The 18,711-nt window shown below is 31.1% G+C and carries 19 protein-coding genes and 1 riboswitch; of the genes, 14 read left to right on the plus strand and 5 right to left on the minus strand.

Translation table 11 applies throughout. The annotated features are described in order from the left end of the window. Positions 1-17 precede the first annotated feature (17 nt). Positions 18-932, minus strand: coding sequence for an aldo/keto reductase (locus FYJ81_RS01740; protein ID WP_107386442.1), 915 nt, complete (start codon positions 930-932; stop codon positions 18-20). Between the two features lie 183 nt (positions 933-1,115). On the opposite strand from FYJ81_RS01740, the gene FYJ81_RS01745 reads away from it, so the two are divergent. The 3 genes from FYJ81_RS01745 to xerD all read left to right on the plus strand — a co-directional run bounded on the left by FYJ81_RS01745 (position 1,116) and on the right by xerD (position 3,133). Next, entirely contained in the window at positions 1,116-1,658 is a 543-nt protein-coding gene (locus tag FYJ81_RS01745; RefSeq protein WP_107517937.1) for an NUDIX hydrolase, read from the plus strand. A gap of 104 nt (positions 1,659-1,762) precedes the next feature. Then, complete coding sequence (gene fur, locus FYJ81_RS01750) at positions 1,763-2,209, plus strand: ferric iron uptake transcriptional regulator (protein WP_019468360.1); 447 nt, start codon at positions 1,763-1,765, stop codon at positions 2,207-2,209. 36 nt (positions 2,210-2,245) lie between these two features. Continuing rightward, the gene (gene xerD / locus FYJ81_RS01755; protein ID WP_064208929.1) at positions 2,246-3,133 is read left to right on the plus strand and encodes a site-specific tyrosine recombinase XerD; all 888 of its coding nucleotides are present in this window, start codon (positions 2,246-2,248) and stop codon (positions 3,131-3,133) included. Positions 3,134-3,223: 90 nt separating this feature from the next. On the opposite strand, the gene FYJ81_RS01760 is transcribed toward xerD, so the two are convergent. Continuing rightward, on the minus strand, positions 3,224-3,727 hold the full coding sequence (locus FYJ81_RS01760; protein WP_107385277.1) for a DUF309 domain-containing protein: 504 nt from the start codon (positions 3,725-3,727) through the stop codon (positions 3,224-3,226). 94 nt (positions 3,728-3,821) lie between these two features. Between FYJ81_RS01760 and FYJ81_RS01765 the strand changes: the two genes are divergently transcribed. The 6 genes from FYJ81_RS01765 (at position 3,822) to FYJ81_RS01790 (ending at position 9,401) form a co-directional block, all read left to right on the plus strand. Further along, positions 3,822-4,556, plus strand: a complete 735-nt coding sequence (locus FYJ81_RS01765; protein ID WP_107385275.1) for a segregation and condensation protein A — start codon at positions 3,822-3,824, stop codon at positions 4,554-4,556. Continuing rightward, on the plus strand, positions 4,540-5,088 hold the full coding sequence (gene scpB, locus FYJ81_RS01770) for an SMC-Scp complex subunit ScpB (RefSeq protein ID WP_107385274.1): 549 nt from the start codon (positions 4,540-4,542) through the stop codon (positions 5,086-5,088). The genes FYJ81_RS01765 and scpB overlap by 17 nt, the downstream gene beginning before the upstream one ends. Then, complete coding sequence (locus tag FYJ81_RS01775) at positions 5,081-5,818, plus strand: pseudouridine synthase (RefSeq protein WP_107385273.1); 738 nt, start codon at positions 5,081-5,083, stop codon at positions 5,816-5,818. The genes scpB and FYJ81_RS01775 overlap by 8 nt, the downstream gene beginning before the upstream one ends. A gap of 136 nt (positions 5,819-5,954) precedes the next feature. Then, positions 5,955-6,680, plus strand: a complete 726-nt coding sequence (locus FYJ81_RS01780; RefSeq protein WP_107385272.1) for a response regulator transcription factor — start codon at positions 5,955-5,957, stop codon at positions 6,678-6,680. Next, on the plus strand, positions 6,664-8,436 hold the full coding sequence (locus FYJ81_RS01785; RefSeq protein WP_107505323.1) for an ATP-binding protein: 1,773 nt from the start codon (positions 6,664-6,666) through the stop codon (positions 8,434-8,436). Before FYJ81_RS01780 ends, FYJ81_RS01785 begins: the two co-directional genes overlap by 17 nt. Positions 8,437-8,654: 218 nt before the next feature. After that, positions 8,655-8,791, plus strand: a riboswitch (FMN riboswitch). A 64-nt stretch (positions 8,792-8,855) separates the two neighbouring features. Next, positions 8,856-9,401, plus strand: a complete 546-nt coding sequence (locus tag FYJ81_RS01790) for an ECF transporter S component (protein WP_107386628.1) — start codon at positions 8,856-8,858, stop codon at positions 9,399-9,401. Between the two features lie 710 nt (positions 9,402-10,111). Here the strand turns inward: FYJ81_RS01790 and FYJ81_RS01795 are convergent. After that, positions 10,112-10,360: a ferredoxin gene (locus tag FYJ81_RS01795; protein WP_019468351.1), complete on the minus strand. Its 249-nt coding sequence runs from the start codon at positions 10,358-10,360 to the stop codon at positions 10,112-10,114. Between the two features lie 109 nt (positions 10,361-10,469). Between FYJ81_RS01795 and FYJ81_RS01800 the strand changes: the two genes are divergently transcribed. The 3 genes from FYJ81_RS01800 to ebpS all read left to right on the plus strand — a co-directional run bounded on the left by FYJ81_RS01800 (position 10,470) and on the right by ebpS (position 14,577). Further along, positions 10,470-11,435, plus strand: a complete 966-nt coding sequence (locus FYJ81_RS01800; protein ID WP_107524351.1) for a helix-turn-helix domain-containing protein — start codon at positions 10,470-10,472, stop codon at positions 11,433-11,435. After that, positions 11,422-12,801, plus strand: coding sequence for a RecQ family ATP-dependent DNA helicase (locus tag FYJ81_RS01805; protein WP_107517851.1), 1,380 nt, complete (start codon positions 11,422-11,424; stop codon positions 12,799-12,801). Before FYJ81_RS01800 ends, FYJ81_RS01805 begins: the two co-directional genes overlap by 14 nt. Before the next feature lie 147 nt (positions 12,802-12,948). Continuing rightward, the gene (ebpS, locus tag FYJ81_RS01810; RefSeq protein WP_195837319.1) at positions 12,949-14,577 is read left to right on the plus strand and encodes an elastin-binding protein EbpS; all 1,629 of its coding nucleotides are present in this window, start codon (positions 12,949-12,951) and stop codon (positions 14,575-14,577) included. A gap of 562 nt (positions 14,578-15,139) precedes the next feature. On the opposite strand, the gene FYJ81_RS01815 is transcribed toward ebpS, so the two are convergent. Beyond that, entirely contained in the window at positions 15,140-15,325 is a 186-nt protein-coding gene (locus FYJ81_RS01815) for a hypothetical protein (protein WP_226956197.1), read from the minus strand. A 312-nt stretch (positions 15,326-15,637) separates the two neighbouring features. Between FYJ81_RS01815 and ypdA the strand changes: the two genes are divergently transcribed. Next, complete coding sequence (gene ypdA, locus FYJ81_RS01820; protein WP_107384502.1) at positions 15,638-16,624, plus strand: bacillithiol disulfide reductase YpdA; 987 nt, start codon at positions 15,638-15,640, stop codon at positions 16,622-16,624. Between the two features lie 94 nt (positions 16,625-16,718). Here the strand turns inward: ypdA and FYJ81_RS01825 are convergent, their stop codons facing one another. Next, entirely contained in the window at positions 16,719-17,693 is a 975-nt protein-coding gene (locus FYJ81_RS01825; protein ID WP_154409239.1) for an asparaginase, read from the minus strand. Positions 17,694-17,771: 78 nt separating this feature from the next. Between FYJ81_RS01825 and cmk the strand changes: the two genes are divergently transcribed. Next, positions 17,772-18,428, plus strand: a complete 657-nt coding sequence (cmk, locus tag FYJ81_RS01830) for a (d)CMP kinase (RefSeq protein WP_107386677.1) — start codon at positions 17,772-17,774, stop codon at positions 18,426-18,428. Positions 18,429-18,711: the final 283 nt, after the last annotated feature.

The raw sequence follows: 18,711 nt of genomic DNA on the forward strand, positions 1-18,711 counted from the left end.
GGACAACGAAAAGAGATTTATTTTAAATGTTGGGTATATTCTAAATTTTTCACTCGATTTTGCGCTGCTTTTAATGCTTCTAAACTTATGTCTTTTGAACGTTGATAATTTTTTACATTTTCATCTAGTTGATCTGTACTACTTGCACCTACAATGATAGAACCTAATGCATCATGAGAAGTTAAATAATTAAAAGTAAGTGCAGATAAATTACTTTCAATTTCTTTAATTGATGCAATTGTTTCTCCAAGTTCTTGATAAGTATAATCAAAAATACCATCACTAAATTTTGAATCTAACACATTGTTACTTTTAGCAGTTAATAACCCTTTAAATACTGGACCACGTGCTAGTACTTTAACTTTTTTAGCATGTACATCATCTAAAAGTTGCTCTGGTCTGTTATCAATTAAGTTAAATTGAGACATTAGCGTTTCGATATCGCTATGTTCTAAATAGTAATCAATCACGTTAGGTCTGATTGAAGAAATACCATAAGCACGGATAATACCTTCTTTCTTTAATTCATCGAAAGCACTAATTGTTTCATCAATTGGATCCTCGATTGTACCACCGTGTAACTGATATAAATCTAAATGATCTAATCCGAGTCTTTTCAAGGATCCTTTCACTGCTTCTTTGATATAAGATTTAGAAGGATCCCAAGTTGTAGAACCATCTTCTGTTAAACGATTTCCTACTTTTGTACCAATAATGATATCATCTCTATTTTGATATTTTTTTAAATTCTCACCAACAATTGTTTCGTTTACACCTTTGTCATACATATCAGCTGTATCAAAATACGTGATACCATGTTCAATTGCACGTTCAATGATAGGCTCTGCTTGTTTCTTACTTGTTCCAAGACTCATACAACCTAAACCTAACTCTGAAATTTCTATACCGCTTTTCAAAACATTTTTTTGCATGTTTTATCTCCTTTCGATACACTTGAATAATAGGGCGTAGACGTAATAAAGTAAGATGGATTTTCAATATTAAATCTATACATAACAAAATGAAACAAGTATATGTTCATTCGCTATTCCCATAATAACTAATGAGTACATCTTAACAATATCTTAAATCAATTAAAAGGACTGTGATTATTTATGAACCTATTTGAAAAGACTTTACATAGTACTTCTATTTATAAAGGGACAATCATTGATTTAGAAGTCCACGATGTTGAACTACCCGATGGACAAACTTCTAAACGTGAATTGATATACCACAATGGTGCTGTCGCAGTTTGTCCAATTACACCTGAAAACAAAGTGATATTAGTGAAACAATTTCGTAAAGCTTGTGAAAAACCACTTTTAGAAATTCCTGCAGGCAAATTGGAACAAGGTGAAGAACGAATTTCAGCTGCCAAACGTGAACTTGAAGAAGAAACAGGTTATATTGCTGATGAATTAGAACATATAACTGAAATGTATGGTTCTCCAGGTTTCTCAAATGAGAAATTATCAATTTATATAGCTGAAAATTTAACAAAAGGTAAAATGCAATTAGATGAAGATGAATTTTTAGAATTAGCATATTATGATATGAACGAAATTAAAACGTTGTTAGACAATAAAGAAATAGAAGACGCAAAAACTATAATTGCTTTACAACATTTATTACTTAATTATAATCATTATAAATAAGGTGCGAGAATACTTGCGAATTTTATCAATTATTGGTATTTTATATATATATATCATAACTAAATTAAAATGATTATAATTATTAGTAGGGGAGTGAGGCTTCCGTGGAAGAACGATTAAATCGCGTGAAGCAACAATTACAGCAATCATCTTATAAATTGACGCCACAACGTGAAGCAACTTTAAGAGTTTTAATTGAAAATGAAAAAGACCATTTAAGTGCTGAAGATGTTTATTTGAAAGTTAAAGACAAAGCACCTGAAATTGGACTTGCAACTGTATATCGTACTTTAGAATTGCTAGCAGAATTGAAAGTGGTAGATAAAATAAATTTCGGAGATGGTGTTGCTCGATTCGATTTGAGAAAAGAAGGAGCAAAACATTTTCATCACCATCTTGTTTGTATGGAATGTGGTAAAGTAGAAGAAATCGAAGAAGACTTATTACCTCGTGTAGAGGAAAGAGTTGAAAATGAATTTGAATTTAAAATATTAGACCATCGTTTAACATTCCATGGTATTTGTGCGTCATGCCAAGCAAAAGGGAAATAAATTTAAAAATACTATTTCAGAAATAGAGGTAGTACAGTGAAAAATATTATAGATGAATATTTGAAATTTATACAATTAGAAAAAGGGTTAAGTGTAAATACAATTGGTGCATATCGAAGAGATTTAAAGAAATATGATGAATTTTTAACATTACACAAAATTAGTCATATTGATTTTGTGGATAGACAACTTATTCAAGAATGTTTGGGTCACTTACATGATGAAGGTGCATCTTCAAAATCATTAGCTCGCTTCATTTCTACTATTCGTAGTTTTCATCAGTTTGCATTAAGAGAAAAATATGCAGCAAAAGACCCAACGGTATTAATAGAAACACCTAAATATGATCGTAAATTACCAGATGTTTTAGAAATAGATGAAGTACTGAGACTATTAGAAACACCTGATTTATCCAAAAACAACGGCTATAGAGATCGCACAATGTTAGAATTACTTTACGCTACCGGCATGCGTGTATCAGAACTGATTCAGATTGAATTAGAAGACGTTAATTTAATTATGGGCTTTATACGTGTTTTTGGTAAAGGAAATAAAGAAAGAATTGTGCCATTAGGCGATACAGTGATTGAATACTTAAACACTTATTTAGAAACGGTAAGACCACAATTATTAAAAAATACGGTCACTGATACACTATTTTTAAACATGCACGGCAAACCTTTATCGAGACAAGCGATATGGAAAATGATTAAACAAAATGGTATCAAAGCAAATATATTAAAAACTTTAACACCACATACATTAAGACATTCATTTGCTACCCATTTACTTGAAAACGGAGCAGATTTACGTGCAGTACAAGAAATGCTCGGTCATTCTGATATATCAACAACACAATTGTATACACACGTTTCGAAATCACAAATTCGTAAGATGTATAACGAATTTCATCCAAGAGCATAAACACAGACTGGTTTATTCGATTGAATAACTGGACTGTGTTTTTTTATTGATGCCATAGCATGTAACAAATCATCTACGTAAGTAAAGTGTTTATACTGATCTATTTCGCGCTTGTAATGCACGTTTCCTTGCCGCTTCAACTTCAGTTCTATCCCTTTTTAAATGGTGATCTATGATATAATCATCTTCAATTTTATAATATGTCAGCACATAATTCGGGTACTGTTCTAATACAATTTGTTCCATTGTATCTGTTAAAGGTAGATGAATTGGCTCAAAAGATTTCTCTTTTTTTGCAGCTTTAATTAATCCAACTAGCAGACTTTTATACGGTTGTATATCTAGTCCAATATTAATCGCTGAATCATAGTTTTCAATAACTTTTAATGCCTTATTAAAAGATTTGTGGGCGCCTACATAATTTTGTCTACGGTAATGATAAGATCCAGTTGCAATCAATATAAGACTCACAACAGCATCATTCTTATTGTAATTTGGGTTAGTTTTCCAAGCTTCTTCTAAAATATCGTGACAAAGAAAATAATGTTGCTTTGTATGAAATTGAAAATAAAAATCTTTTAGTGCATTTTTCAACATGAATATCGCTCCGATTTTAAATGTTTATAATAAACATGCTATAATAATTTAGTGAATTACGCACTTAACTTGCTAATATGAGGTAGATAAAATGTATGAAGTAAAACTCGATGCCTTTAATGGTCCTTTAGATTTATTATTGCATCTTATTCAAAAATTTGAAATTGATATTTATGATATACCAATGAAATCTTTGACAGAACAGTATATGCAATATATACATGCGATGAGTCAATTAGAAATTAATGTGGCAAGTGAATATTTAGTTATGGCTTCAGAATTACTTATGATAAAAAGCAAAATGTTATTGCCTCATTCAGAAGAAGTTGACGATTTAGATGATGATCCACGCGAAAATTTGGTTGAGAGATTAATTGAATATCAAAACTATAAAGAATACACAGTGCTCTTAAACGAAAAAAGGGCGGAAAGAGAAAAGTATTATTCTAAACATCCAACGGATTTAACGCACTTAGAATCAAATGAAACTTGGGATCCTAATAATACGATTGATTTAACAGAGTTAATCATAGCTTACCAAAAGGTGAAAAATCGTGTTGAATATCAAACACCTAAATCCGTCGATATTCGAAAAGAAACGTTTACAATTCAACAAGCTACTTCACAAGTAACTCAACGTTTACAAAAACATGAATCATTCAACTTTTTTAGTTTATTTAATTTTACTGAACCATTGGAAATGGTTGTTACTCATTTCCTTGCAATACTAGAAATGTCTAAATCTGGAATAGTAAATATTGAACAACAAAAAAGCTTTGACGATATTAATATTTTAAGAGGAGTTAATTATGGCATTGAACGATAAAGGTATCCTGGAAGCATTACTTTATACTGCAGGTGATGAAGGACTTGAAGAAAAACAAATTCTAGAAATTTTAGACATTGACCAAGATAGTTTCCATACATTAATAAAAGAATATGACGCTTGTGGCTTAGAAATCCAACATTATGGGGAACATTATGTCTTAACAACTAAAAAAGATGCGTCAGAATACATTGAGAAGTTAATAGAACAAAAATCTAAAATGAAATTATCGCAAGCAGCAATGGAAGCTTTATCGATAATAGCATATAATCAGCCATTATCTCGAAGTGATATCGAAATGATTAGAGGCATTAATTCTGACGGAGCCGTCAAAACTCTAATAGCACGTGGTTTAATTGAAGCTAAAGATGAGGAAGATTCCAGAAGTCAACAATTATATACAACAGCATTATTTTTAAATGTATTTGGTATTGAACAATTAGATGATTTACCAACTACTGATGAAGAAGACGAAGAAATAGAAGCTTTCTTTAGTAATTTAGTAAATCAAAAAGGAGATAATAATGAATAAAGAAACAGAAAGATTACAAAAACGTATCGCAAATAGTGGTTATACATCAAGACGTAAAGCTGAAACATTAATTACAGAAGGTAAAGTAAAAGTAAATGGTGAAATTGAAACAGAATTAGGTACTAAAGTAAAACCGACAGATACAGTAGAAGTTGAAGGAATTAAATTAGAACAAGAAGATAAACTATATATTCTTTTCTATAAACCTTCGCAAGTTATCACTAGCGTATCAGATGACAAAGGTAGAAAGGTCGTTACTGATTATTTTAAACAAATTAAGACAAGGATTTATCCAGTCGGACGTTTAGATTATGATACATCAGGGTTACTTTTACTTACCAATGATGGTGAGTTCACTAACTTAATGACACACCCTCGTTATAAAATCAAAAAGAAATATGTAGTTAAATTAAAAGGTTATCTAATGCGTGAAGAAGTTAAAGCATTAGAACAAGGTATTAATTTAGAAGATGGAAAAACACAACCTGCAACAGTTAAAGTCAAAAACCAAGATAAAGATAAAAACACTACACTTGTTGAAATTACAATAACTGAAGGTCGCAATAGACAAGTCAGACGCATGTTTGAACACTTTGGTCATCAAGTATCAAAATTACAGCGCATAGAATTTGGTCCTTTAAATCTAAAAGGACTCAATGCAGGTGAAGGTCGCGTACTTACACCTCACGAAGTAAAAACGATACGTCAAATTGCAGAACACGGACATTAATTATGACTTTACTTTAACAAAAACTTGATATTGATAATTTTTTCACAAACTTTTCATTCATAAACACTTTTATAGCTCAACCTATGATATAATATGGTTGAAATTGAAAGTTAGCAGTGTGGGAGGGTACGAACCTATGTCAAACGAAATACTTATCGTCGATGATGAAGATAGAATCAGACGATTATTAAAATTGTACTTAGAAAGAGAATCTTTTGAAACTCATGAAGCTAGAGACGGACAAGAAGCATACAAAATGGCAATGGAACATGATTATGCATGTATCTTATTAGATTTAATGTTGCCAGAAATGGATGGCATTACTGTGGCATCTAGATTAAGAGAGCAAAAGGAAACACCAATTATTATGTTAACTGCTAAAGGAGAAGAAACAAACCGCGTAGAAGGTTTTGAATCCGGTGCAGATGATTATATTGTAAAACCATTTTCACCGCGTGAAGTGGTTTTACGTGTCAAAGCTTTATTAAGAAGAACTCAAGTTGCACATACAGAACAAAGCGAACCACATGCACGAGATTTAATAGAGTTTGAACATCTTGTGATTGATAATGACGCACACCGTGTGCTAGCAGATGGCAACCAAGTAAACTTAACTCCAAAAGAATATGAACTTTTAATCTTTTTAGCAAAAACGCCAAATAAAGTCTTTGATCGTGAACAACTTTTAAAAGAAGTATGGCACTATGAATTTTACGGAGATTTGCGTACTGTTGATACACATGTAAAACGTTTAAGAGAAAAATTAAATCGCGTTTCTGATGAAGCTGCCCAAATGATTCAGACTGTTTGGGGCGTTGGCTATAAATTCGAGGTTAAATCTGAAAATGAACCGACTCAATAACGTAGTAGTAAAACTGTGGTTAACTATAATCTTTATAGTAACGACAGTTTTAATTTTATTAAGTGCAGCACTTATAACGTTTATACAATCTTACTTTACGCAAGAAACCGAAGATTCATTACTTGAAGATGCTAAAAGAATAAGTCATTTAGTTGAGAATTCTGATGATAAAACAACTGCCATAAAACATAGTAAATCCCTTATCGAGGGGCCAGTAGGACTCATCATCATGAACCATAAACATATGGATAGTATTAATAATGATGAGACAAAAGAAAAGATGTTCAAAGAAATTAAAAGTAATAAAAACTATGAAAAAGTGTTTGATCGAGGAAAACAGATATCAGAGCACGTGACAATTGATATGAATAAACAGCAAAAGACTTATGTTTTAATAGGCTATCCATCTAAAAATCTAGAGTCTAGTCCTCATAATAGTAAATATAGTGGTGTTTTTATCTATCAAGATTTGAAAACGATAGAAGATACTAATAATGTTATTACAGTCATTATATTAATTATTGCAATAATCTTTTTATCTATTACAACTGTGTTTGCCTTTTTCTTATCATCACGAATTACAAAGCCCCTTAGAAATTTAAGAACACAAGCATTAAAAGTTTCTAAAGGGGACTATGCTCAAGTAGTTCCTGTTAATTCTCGAGATGAAATTGGAGAATTATCACGTGCTTTTAACACGATGAGTTCCGAAATACAACAACATATAGACGCATTATCCTCATCTAAAAATATCAGAGATAGTTTAATAAATTCTATGGTTGAAGGTGTACTTGGCTTTAATGATAAACAAGAAATAATCATATCAAACAAGATGGCACAAAATATTTTAAAGATATTAGATGCTCACGATTTAGACAAGCTTGATCGTCAAAACGAATTAACATTTAAAACCCAGCAAACACAATTCGAAGAATATGAAATTAGCACACGTTATTTTGTCATTATTACAAGTTATATTGAACAAATTCAACCTGATGGTCGAAGTGGTATTGTCGCTATTATTCGTGATATGACAAATGAGCATAATATTGATCAAATGAAAAAAGATTTTATTGCTAATGTATCGCATGAATTGCGTACGCCTATTTCATTATTACAAGGATATACAGAGTCGATTGTTGATGGTATTGTAACAGAGCCAGACGAAATACATGAATCATTGTCAATTGTCCTTGATGAAACAAAACGTTTAAATCGATTAGTAAATGAATTGCTCAATGTTGCACGAATGGATGCTGAAGGACTAACTGTAGAAAAAGTTAAACAACCCATTGATCCGCTGCTAAGTAGAATGCAACAAAAATACCAAAAACAAGCAAATGATTTAAAGTTAACAATGAATTTAAATCCAAATACACACAATCAATTATGGTATTTCGACACGGATAGAATTGAACAAGTGTTGACCAATCTCATTGATAATGCTACCAGATATACAGAACCTGGTGATTTAATATCAATTAGTTATGGAGAAACAGAAAGTGAAAATATCTTATACATTTCAGACACAGGATCTGGTATTGCTCCAGAACATTTACAACAAGTATTTGATCGTTTCTATAAAGTTGATACTGCTCGAAAACGGGGTAAACAGGGGACTGGTTTAGGACTGTTTATCTGTCGTATGATCATTGATGAACACGGAGGAACGATTGACGTTAAAAGTGAGCTTGGCAAAGGCACTACTTTTATAATTAATCTACCAAAACCAACAGATGAATATAAAAACACTTGATTATCAATTAATTAGTATAAAGTTAAATTTGATTTAGTTTATAAATATGAATATTTATAAAGCGTGAGTGTGCTGAAAAAGGCGAGATAAGAAATCAATATTTTAATATTGATTTCCAATCTCGTCTTTTTTAAAAATAATATCATTTAATTAGAATAGAGCACGTCTATTGTTTTTATCTGAGTAATAGGCTATGATATATTTATAAAATTTAACAAATTCATCTTCGGGGTAGGGTGTAATTCCCAACCGGCAGTAATTTAAGCCTGCGACCCGTTTATCTATTAATGAGATAAATGGCTGATCTAGTGTAAATCTAGAGCCGACAGTATAGTCTGGATGGGAGAAGATGGAGGGTTTTTGTTGTGCAATTAAATCCTCCTTTTCTGTGTAAGATGAATGGAAGGAGATAATTGAATATGCAACAACAAACCAAACGACTTATTACAATAAGTATGTTAAGTGCGGTGTCATTTATTTTGATGTTTATAAAATTTCCAATTCCGTTTTTACCGCCGTATTTGACATTAGACTTTAGTGATATTCCAGCTTTATTAGCAACTTTTAGTTTAGGACCAGTAGCCGGTATTATTATATTATTTATAAAAAATTTACTTAATTTCTTATTTAATATAGGTGATCCAGTGGGCCCCATTGCTAATTTCTTAGCTGGTGCCAGCTTTATTTTAAGTGCTTTTTATATTATTAAAAATAAACATACTGTCAAAACACAAATTATTGGATTTGCTATAGCGACAATTGTCATGACTATTGTCTTAAGTATTTTAAACTATTTTGTTTTATTACCACTATATGGCATGATTATGAATTTAACTAATGTAGTTGAAAATATTAAAATTGTTATAGTTTCAGGTGTTATACCTTTTAACATAATAAAAGGTATCATAATTTCTTTAATATTTATGCTACTATTCAAACGTTTGGAAAAAATTTTACTTAACTAATAGTTAATTACACGTTTAAGTCTAAAAATATGAAACAAATAAGAATAAAAGACTCGAGAATGGCTGAGATAAATTTAATATCTCAGCTTCTTTCGTTATTAAAAGATTTTGATAAATTTGAAACTTGAAGGAAGTTATTACCATTTATAATGTCTCTTTATTTGTTGTGCTTAAACGCCTCATTCATAACGATTTTGTAATGTGCTGACGCCTAGGGGAAAGATATGAGTGAGAGACTACTGGCTCGAACCATACCTAGGCAAGCATGCACAGTCAAAATCGTAAGTTTTTTATATAAAATGGACTCATCCATCATGCATGTGTATTCATTTTAAGTTATATCTTTTGTTTAATTAAAAATATGACTTTCTATTAGTTGTACAAGTTAAATAATACGAGGCTTTTTTATTGTATTAAAACACATCACTTATAGAGATTTTGCATCGTGCTGACGCCCGAGGGGAAAGATATGAGTGAGAGACTACTGGCTCGAACCATATCCCCAGGCAAGCATGCACGATCAAAATCGTAAAATATTAAAAAAATAAGATTTATGTACAAAGCTTTACTCGTTCATTTCCAAATGATTATCTGCATAATGTTTGCATTTTCCTAATATAAAAGCTCAGCATTTTCATTAATACAATGAATACACTGAGCTTATATAAATTAAATTCATTCAAAAATGAACATCTATTTGATTAATTTTATTATTCAAATTTTAAAGGATCGCCGTCAAAAGATTCCTCTTCAATTTTAATAGAATCTGTAGGACAACCTTCTAATGCATCTTCCATGTCTTCATATAATTCTTCTGGTACTTCCGCAGTACCTTGGTTATCATCTAGTATAACGTATGCGATACCTTCATCGTCATAATCATATATATCAGGGGCAGCAGCACCGCAAGCACCACATGCAATGCATGTATCCATATCAACAATTGTATATTTAGCCAAACTCTTCGCCTCCTTTAACAAACATGCTACACTAATAACACAATTAGTATTGTAGTTACTGTTTTAAATTTTTTCAAATGTTTTTGTTTTATAAAATGAGGGAGCACACATGTATAATTTAATTCACTTTACACGAACGCAAGCACATAATTACAAAACAGAAAAAAGCATATATAATATTATCACAGGCAAAAAGTCCCATCAAACCTTTTTTGACGCCTGTAGTCAACAGCTATTATCATTGTATCATAGCTTACCAAACTTAAAATATCCATCATTTGTTGGATATGCTCAAAATGAAACACAAGATGTTGATGATACGCAATTAATTCGTACTCATCCAAGGTATACATACGATAGTTTATTAAATACTTTTAAGGCAATTCAATTATTAACCCAAACAATTTCGAATATCGCACATGATTCATTTCAATTTGTACCTGTAACGCACAACAGTACAATTCAATATAGAGTGAAAAAAGTATATAACAACTTTAAAAATAAGGACATATCATTCAAATTAAATAACGAATTAAATATTTTATTTTCTTCAATTACGGAAAAGAATAATAAAACATACTTACATTACTATTTACAAGGATATAAGGAAAGCATGTATACAAGACAACAAGTTAGCTTAATAGAAGACATTTCTCAACAACATTTGTTTGTACTAGAAATGAATGATTTAGTAATAATGATGTTTGAATTAGAAAATGTAACTAAATATCCTATTTTAAGTCAATTGATTATTTTACCTACTTTACTTTTTAAAACAGAAGAAACATACAATGGTATAAAAAAAGGGCTCAGTTTTAAACAATTAGCCAAGATGCAAAATGTAAAACCAAACACAATCGAAGATCATATACTAGAATTATTTATCAAAGGATATTTATCACACTACGATACATTTATCAACGAGAAGTCGTATAAACATTTTTTAAGTTATTATGTAGAAAATCGTAGCGAAAGACTAAGAAACTACAAAGAAAAATTTCCAAAATTAAATTACTTTGAAATAAAACTATTAATCATCGGTTATGAAAGAGGTGATTTAAATGTTGCATCATGAATTAAAAAAATGGTTTGGTTTTGATACATTTAAACTTGGGCAACAAGAAATTATAGAACATGTATTAAATGATAAAAATACTTTGGGGATATTGCCTACTGGTAGCGGGAAAAGTCTATGTTATCAATTACCAACCTATATTAAGCAAAAACCAACGCTCATCATCTCACCATTAATATCTTTAATGGATGATCAGGTCATGCAATTAAAACTTCAAGGCGAGCATTACGTTTCATGTATCCATTCAGGATTAGATGAAAATGAAAAAAAACAAAATATACAATCTTTGCTACATAGTCGCTTTATATTTTTAAGTCCTGAATTTTTGTTGCAACCACATAATTTTAAACTTATACAAAGTTTGGATTTAGGGTTAATTGTTTTAGATGAAGCACACTGCTTGTCTGAATGGGGTTATGATTTCAGACCACATTATGCCCTTGTAGGGAAAATTATCAATCATTTTCCTAAAGCAAACATACTTGCTTTGACTGCTACAGCACCACCATATTTAACATACGACTTAAATCACATGTTAAATAAAACATTTACTGTTGTGAAAACAACAACGAATAGAGAGAATATTACATTATCTCACAAAAATTTCGAAGATGATCACGGAAAGTTAAAATGGCTACTTCCAATGTTAGAACAATCAGGACCAACAATTATTTATGTTTCATCTAAAAAAATGTGCCTGACTTTAGCCAAAGCAATTTACCAATATGGCTTTTTAACAGGAATATACCATGGTGATTTAACCTATCAAGAACGACATACAGTACAACATCAGTTTATAAATAATGAAATACCCATTATTGTAGCAACGAGCGCTTTTGGTATGGGGATTAATAAAAAAGATATTCGAACAATCATACATTTTCATTTAGCTACGAGCCCATCAAGTTATATGCAAGAAATTGGACGTGCAGGACGTGATGGTAAGTCAAGCCAAGCAATCAGTCTTTATCAACCAGATGACAGCTATTTATTAGAAACGTTACTCTTTGCCGATATCATTACAGAAGAAGATGTGAGTTCATTTGAATTAGGTATGTTTTTACCACCTGAAAAAAATGAAATATTAGACGTTCTTAGTAGTTATTATAAAATTGAACAATTGCGTGCTATTTTCAAAGCAGCTTTTGAACGAAAACAACGAGGTTATTATCGAATGTTAGGTTATAAAAACTTAGATCAATGTCGCAGAGCATATATGATAGAATTTTTCGGTGAAAATCTAACATCTAAACCAACACAGTGTTGCGATAATGACTCAGAATTAAAATCAATTCATATAATTAATAGTAAAAAAGTGAAAAGAAAAATGGATTATAAAGAAAAATTACAAAATATATTCAAATAAAAGATAAATGCTTTACTTCACTTTTTCAATCAAGCTATAATACGAGATATACACTAAAGTTTTATTTATTTTTCATATAAAATTTATACATATATACTACCTTTTAGGGTAAAACAGTATATACTAAAATTAAATGACGGAAGGATGATGAATTTGTCTAATAATAATTTCAAAGATGATTTTGAGAAAAATCGTCAATCTATTGATCCAAAAGAACATCAAGATGATGTACAGGATTCTGTTAACGATTCCGTTGACAACGTAAAAGAGGAAGTTTCTGATAAAAAAGACGAACAATTCCCTCCTAGAAATGCTCAAAGAAGACAACGTAGAAGAGATACGGCAACACATCAAAATGAAGGAAACCAATCACCTGTTGATGAAAATAATGATAAATCAAGTCAAATAGATGATGAACAACAACAAGACACACATTCATCATCTCATACAGATGAAATCAATAAGAATCAAGACCCTTCAGAAAGCAATAATATAAATCAAAATCGAAGTGAAAAAGATAGTGATAACGAAACACATAACGACAACCAATCTGAAGATAAAAACGATAAGAAAAAAGGTGCTGCCGTGGCTGGTGGAGCGGCAGCTGCTGGTGCTGGTGCTTATGCCACTAAAAAACATCATGACAAAAAAGACGAATCTGTTGATTCAAAAGATGATATCACATCAACAAAAGATAAAGAAAAAAGTGGTGCTAGCACAGACGTAGGTGCATCTAATAATAAAGATCAACATACTGAAGAAACTAGTGCTAAATCTGAAAAAGATAAAGAGCAAAAAGACAACAAGAAAAAAGGTGCTACCGTAGCTGGCGGAGCAGCCGCAGCTGGTGCTGGTGCTGCAGGAGCAAAAGCTGCACATTCAAATGGCAACGGCTCTGGTGAAAATAATGGCAACGATAACAATAACAACGATAATAATGATGATGATAACAATAAGAACAAGAAAAAAGGTGCTGCCGTAGCTGGCGGAGCAGCCGCAGCTGGTGCTGGTGCTGCAGGAGCAAAAGCTGCACATTCAAATGGCAACGGCTCTGGTGGAAATAATGGCAACGGTAACAATAACAACGATAATAATAATGATGATGATAACAATAAGAACAAGAAAAAAGGCGGCTTGTTCAGAAAAATATTGCCTATTATAGCAGCAATTTTAATTTTAGCAGCAATCGGAATTTTTGGTGGTATGGCACTAACTGGCAATAATGATGATAGTGGCAGCAACGACGATAAAAAAGTAGCTGATAATAAAGATAAAAATGCTGACTCAGATAAAGACAACAAGAAAGATTCAGACAAAGACAAAGATGCTGATAGTGATAAAGCAAATAAAAACAGTGACGATAGCGCTGAATCAGATAATAATGATAGTTCAAATCAAACTGATTCTAATTCTGATGATGCTGCTACTAGCGACCAAAATCAAGCTACTGAATCAGACCAAAGCAATCAAAGTGATCAAAATGCACAAAGTGGTCAAAGCGATCAGTCTCAACAAGATAACCAAGCTACGAATCAAGATAATGATTCAGCAAATCAAGACCAAGCAACCAACAGCCAAAACAATCAACAAAACAATCAATCTTCAAACAACAATTCAGGACAACAAACACATACTGTAAATGGTCAAAACCTATACAGAATAGCTATCCAATATTATGGAAGTGGTTCTCCTGAAAATGTAGAAAAAATCAGAAAAGCCAATGGTTTACAAGGTAATGATATTCATAATGGACAACAATTAGTTATCCCTCAATAATATCATTCACACTGTACAAATATAATGAGCTTGAATATTAACTCCATTTCCATAAAAAGACTAATCCCTATCAAATGGATTAGTTACTGAACGTAAACAAACCCTTCGCATTAATTTGCGAAGGGTTTGTTTATTTTCTACTTATATAGTTTTTTCAAAATAGTAGTAGTCTTTCAGACCATTATTGGTACTTTTACTAGTCGCAATGCGATTTATTAAATTCATGGCACCACAAATTAGCGTAGTATCCGGCTTCTGGATCAGTTGTGCTTAACTTTTTTTGTTTTATTTTCCTCCTTGTTTTTACTTTTTAATGGCTTTTTTCTTAGTGCTCGACTTTGTTTATTTATTTCATTGTCCAATTCTTTCTGCAAGTGGGGCGTATCTTTTTTCACAATTCTTTTGGTGTATTTATTCTTATTTGCATTTACTTTAATATGCATAAAATCAATAAATAAAAATGACTGATCTAATAGATTTCTTTTTGATAGCTATTTTTAGTATTTTCTCAAATATTTGTTCAAATAAATCTGTATCATGAAAACGACTTGTATAATTATTACTAAACAACTGGATCTATTGATGGTTTACCATTATCAAGACAATATTTATCTTCGACAAGTTCATATACAAAATTTAAATCTAATATCGCATCGACTTTACGTAATAAATGATTATTAGAGACAAATTCAGAAAAAGAAATCATTTTATCTTGCTCTCTTTTATTGATTGATTTATTCAACAGCATAAATAACATCACTGTTTAATTTACATATATTATAATATTGACAGTGATTTATGCCGACTCCTGCGGGAATAGCACTAGCCGAAGACTATAGGCTAAGGCAGTGCCCGCGGAAAGCATGCATAAAAACTGCCAACAAAGTCGGAGACTTTGTCGACAGCCTGAGACTAATCCTTATCAAATGGATTAGTCCTTTTTGTATTGTGCTAATTTCAATGAATTAATTTTTATTGTAAACAAATTTTCAAATTCTATCACTTGGTTTTTTAAAATCTACTGGTATAATAAATGGGTGGTAAAAGGAGGACAAATACTATGCAAACAGTAGAAAGTATAATCATTGGCGGTGGACCATGTGGTTTAAGTGCCGCTATCGAACAAAAGAAAAAAGGGATTGATACATTAGTAATTGAAAAAGGAAATGTCGTGGATGCTATTTATAACTATCCAACACATCAAACATTCTTTTCTTCAAGTGATAAATTAAGTATCGGTGACATTCCGTTTATTGTAGAAGAAAGTAAACCACGTCGAAATCAAGCATTAGTGTATTATAGAGAAGTTGTTAAACATCATCAACTACGTATCAATGCTTTCGAAGAAGTCCTTACTGTTAAAAAAATTAATAATCGTTTTACACTTACTACTACGAAAGATGTTTATCAGTGTCGATTTCTAACTGTAGCTACTGGTTATTATGGTCAACATAATACTTTAGAAGTAGAAGGTGCAGAACTACCAAAAGTAAAACATTACTTTAAAGAAGCACATCCTTATTTCGATCAAAATGTTGTTATCATCGGTGGCAAAAACTCAGCAGTAGATGCAGCATTGGAATTAGAAAAAGCTGGTGCACATGTCACAGTTATCTATCGTGGTTCTGACTATCCAAAAGCAGTTAAACCATGGATTTTACCTAACTTTGAATCATTAGTGAAACATGAAAAAATAAACATGGCTTTTAATGCTGACGTCACAAAAATAACTGAAGACAGTGTTATTTATGAGCAAGATGGGGAAGTAATTGAGATTCCTAACGATTATATTTTTGCAATGATTGGTTATCACCCAGACTATAATTTCTTAGAATCAATTGGAATTGAAATCAATGAAAATGAATATGGTACAGCACCGGTTCATAACAAAGAAACTTATGAAACAAATGTTGAAAATTGTTATATTGCTGGTGTAATTGCAGCAGGGAATGATGCTAATACGATTTTCATTGAAAACGGTAAATATCATGGTGGCATCATCACACAAAATATTTTATCTAAAAAACAAACACCTTTAGAGTCATAATATAAAAAAAAAGAGCTGGATAAGTGATTATTATTTTAGAATTCCTTCAATATTCTAAAAATCCAATATTACTTATCTCAACTCTTTTTTTATTTTATAACTGAGCTTCAAAATACTTTTTCAATTGTTCAAACGTTAAATGATTACTTAAACCGATTAATAATTTCAGTCTCGCTTTTTGTCCATTTAATCCGTTAGAGAAAATAACGCCTTTTTCCTCTAATGTTGCTCCGCCACCTTCATAGGCATAAATTGGGCCAACAATGCCATTAAAAGATCTAGATACAAGTATGACTGGTATATGATTACTTAAACATTGATTCAATCCTTCTAAACATGTCGGAGGTAAATTACCTTGTCCGAGTGCTTCAATTATAATGCCATCCACTTGTTTTTCACTGTAGAAAGATAATACATCACTATTCATCCCCATATATGCTTTAACAAGTGGGATATTTAAAGTTTGATTTATTTCAGTCAGTACTAAATGATCAAATGGTCTGTGATGAAATTGTACACTTTGTTTTGTAATCACACCTAAAGGACCATGATTCGGACTTTGAAAAGTATTCGTATTAGAAGTATGTGTTTTCGTAACATTTCTAGCTGTATGAATCTCATCATTAAATACCACCATAACACCCATATTTAATGATTCATCACTTATTGCAACTCTAATTGCTGATAAAAAGTTATATAATCCATCTGCACCAATTTCATTAGAGGAACGCATCGCACCTGTGATTACAATTGGTTTCGAGGTATCCACTGTTAAATCTAATAAATACGCCGTTTCTTCTAGCGTGTCAGTGCCATGTGTAATCACATAACCATCATAGTCATCTTGTTTTTCAGATTGGTTAATAATTTGCTTTAATGTTTCTACATACTCAATATTCATATGTGGAGATGGTACATTAAAAGATGTTATTTCAGTTACATCAGCATATTTATTAATAATATTTTGATGATTCGAAATTGGATTATCCGTATTTGTAACAACTTTGTTTGATTCATCTTGTGACATGCTAATCGTACCACCAGTATGTATGACAAGAAGTTTTTTCATGTGTGCATTCCTCCTATTTATAAAATACATATTTATGATAAAATAATATCTATAAAACAACAAGGAAGGGTTACTAAAATGAAACCAATAAATATCGCACTTGATGGACCTGCAGCCGCAGGTAAGAGTACAATAGCAAAACTTGTGGCAGCCAAATTGTCTATGGTTTATGTAGATACTGGTGCAATGTATCGTGCTATTACTTATAAATATTTACAATTAAATAAAACTGAAAATTTTTCTGAACTTGTTCAGTCAACGGAGCTATCATTAACTTATGATGAAGAAAAAGGGCAAAGAATTATTTTAGACAACCAAGATGTTACAGATTATTTAAGAGAAAATGATGTAACGAATCATGTTTCCTATGTTTCTTCAAAAGAATCAGTGCGTTCATTTGCAGTTGAAAAACAACAAGAATTGGCAGAGCAAAAAGGAATCGTAATGGACGGAAGAGATATCGGTACTGTTGTCTTACCTGATGCTGATTTAAAAATATATATGATTGCTTCTGTGGAAGAACGTGCTGTACGTCGTCAAAAGGACAATGAAATCAGAGGGATTCAATCAACAGTAGAACAATTAAAAAAAGAAATTTCTGAGCGTGATCACTATGATATGAATAGAGAAATATCTCCATTGAAAAAAGCTGATGATGCAATAACAATTGACACTACTGGTATGAGTATCGAAGAAGTTACTGATAAAATTTTAACATTAGTAGAAAAAATTTAAATAATTAAGCATGCATGGTCAATTTGTTATTCTTTTTGTCTTTTTGTTAAAATAATGTAAAAAAGTTATAAAATATCAAAATAAGGGTATATTATTGTAGTAGATTTTTAAAATTTGTACTACATATAAGTCAATGTAAATTGCTATTGATATTAAAACTATTGTCTACATGATAAGTATCAATTAATATTTTTAAATGTATGGAATTAGAGTGTTCACTATAAAGTGGAATTTCTTGACAATTCTGTCAAATTATAAGATGTTATAAATATGTAGTGTAATA

This window comes from Staphylococcus sp. McC-251-APC-3A2, from assembly GCF_009695665.1.
In the GTDB taxonomy this organism is placed as follows: Bacteria; Bacillota; Bacilli; order Staphylococcales; family Staphylococcaceae; genus Staphylococcus; species Staphylococcus cohnii.

Coding starts and splice junctions, on each gene's coding strand:
- FYJ81_RS01740 (WP_107386442.1), bottom strand. CDS start 932: ATGCAAAAAAATGTTTTGAAAAGCGGTATAGAAATTTCAGAGTTAGGT.
- FYJ81_RS01745 (WP_107517937.1), top strand. CDS start 1,116: ATGAACCTATTTGAAAAGACTTTACATAGTACTTCTATTTATAAAGGG.
- FYJ81_RS01765 (WP_107385275.1), top strand. CDS start 3,822: ATGTATGAAGTAAAACTCGATGCCTTTAATGGTCCTTTAGATTTATTA.
- scpB (WP_107385274.1), top strand. CDS start 4,540: ATGGCATTGAACGATAAAGGTATCCTGGAAGCATTACTTTATACTGCA.
- FYJ81_RS01775 (WP_107385273.1), top strand. CDS start 5,081: ATGAATAAAGAAACAGAAAGATTACAAAAACGTATCGCAAATAGTGGT.
- FYJ81_RS01780 (WP_107385272.1), top strand. CDS start 5,955: ATGTCAAACGAAATACTTATCGTCGATGATGAAGATAGAATCAGACGA.
- FYJ81_RS01785 (WP_107505323.1), top strand. CDS start 6,664: ATGAACCGACTCAATAACGTAGTAGTAAAACTGTGGTTAACTATAATC.
- FYJ81_RS01790 (WP_107386628.1), top strand. CDS start 8,856: ATGCAACAACAAACCAAACGACTTATTACAATAAGTATGTTAAGTGCG.
- FYJ81_RS01800 (WP_107524351.1), top strand. CDS start 10,470: ATGTATAATTTAATTCACTTTACACGAACGCAAGCACATAATTACAAA.
- FYJ81_RS01805 (WP_107517851.1), top strand. CDS start 11,422: ATGTTGCATCATGAATTAAAAAAATGGTTTGGTTTTGATACATTTAAA.
- ebpS (WP_195837319.1), top strand. CDS start 12,949: ATGAATTTGTCTAATAATAATTTCAAAGATGATTTTGAGAAAAATCGT.
- FYJ81_RS01815 (WP_226956197.1), bottom strand. CDS start 15,325: ATGCTGTTGAATAAATCAATCAATAAAAGAGAGCAAGATAAAATGATT.
- ypdA (WP_107384502.1), top strand. CDS start 15,638: ATGCAAACAGTAGAAAGTATAATCATTGGCGGTGGACCATGTGGTTTA.
- FYJ81_RS01825 (WP_154409239.1), bottom strand. CDS start 17,693: ATGAAAAAACTTCTTGTCATACATACTGGTGGTACGATTAGCATGTCA.
- cmk (WP_107386677.1), top strand. CDS start 17,772: ATGAAACCAATAAATATCGCACTTGATGGACCTGCAGCCGCAGGTAAG.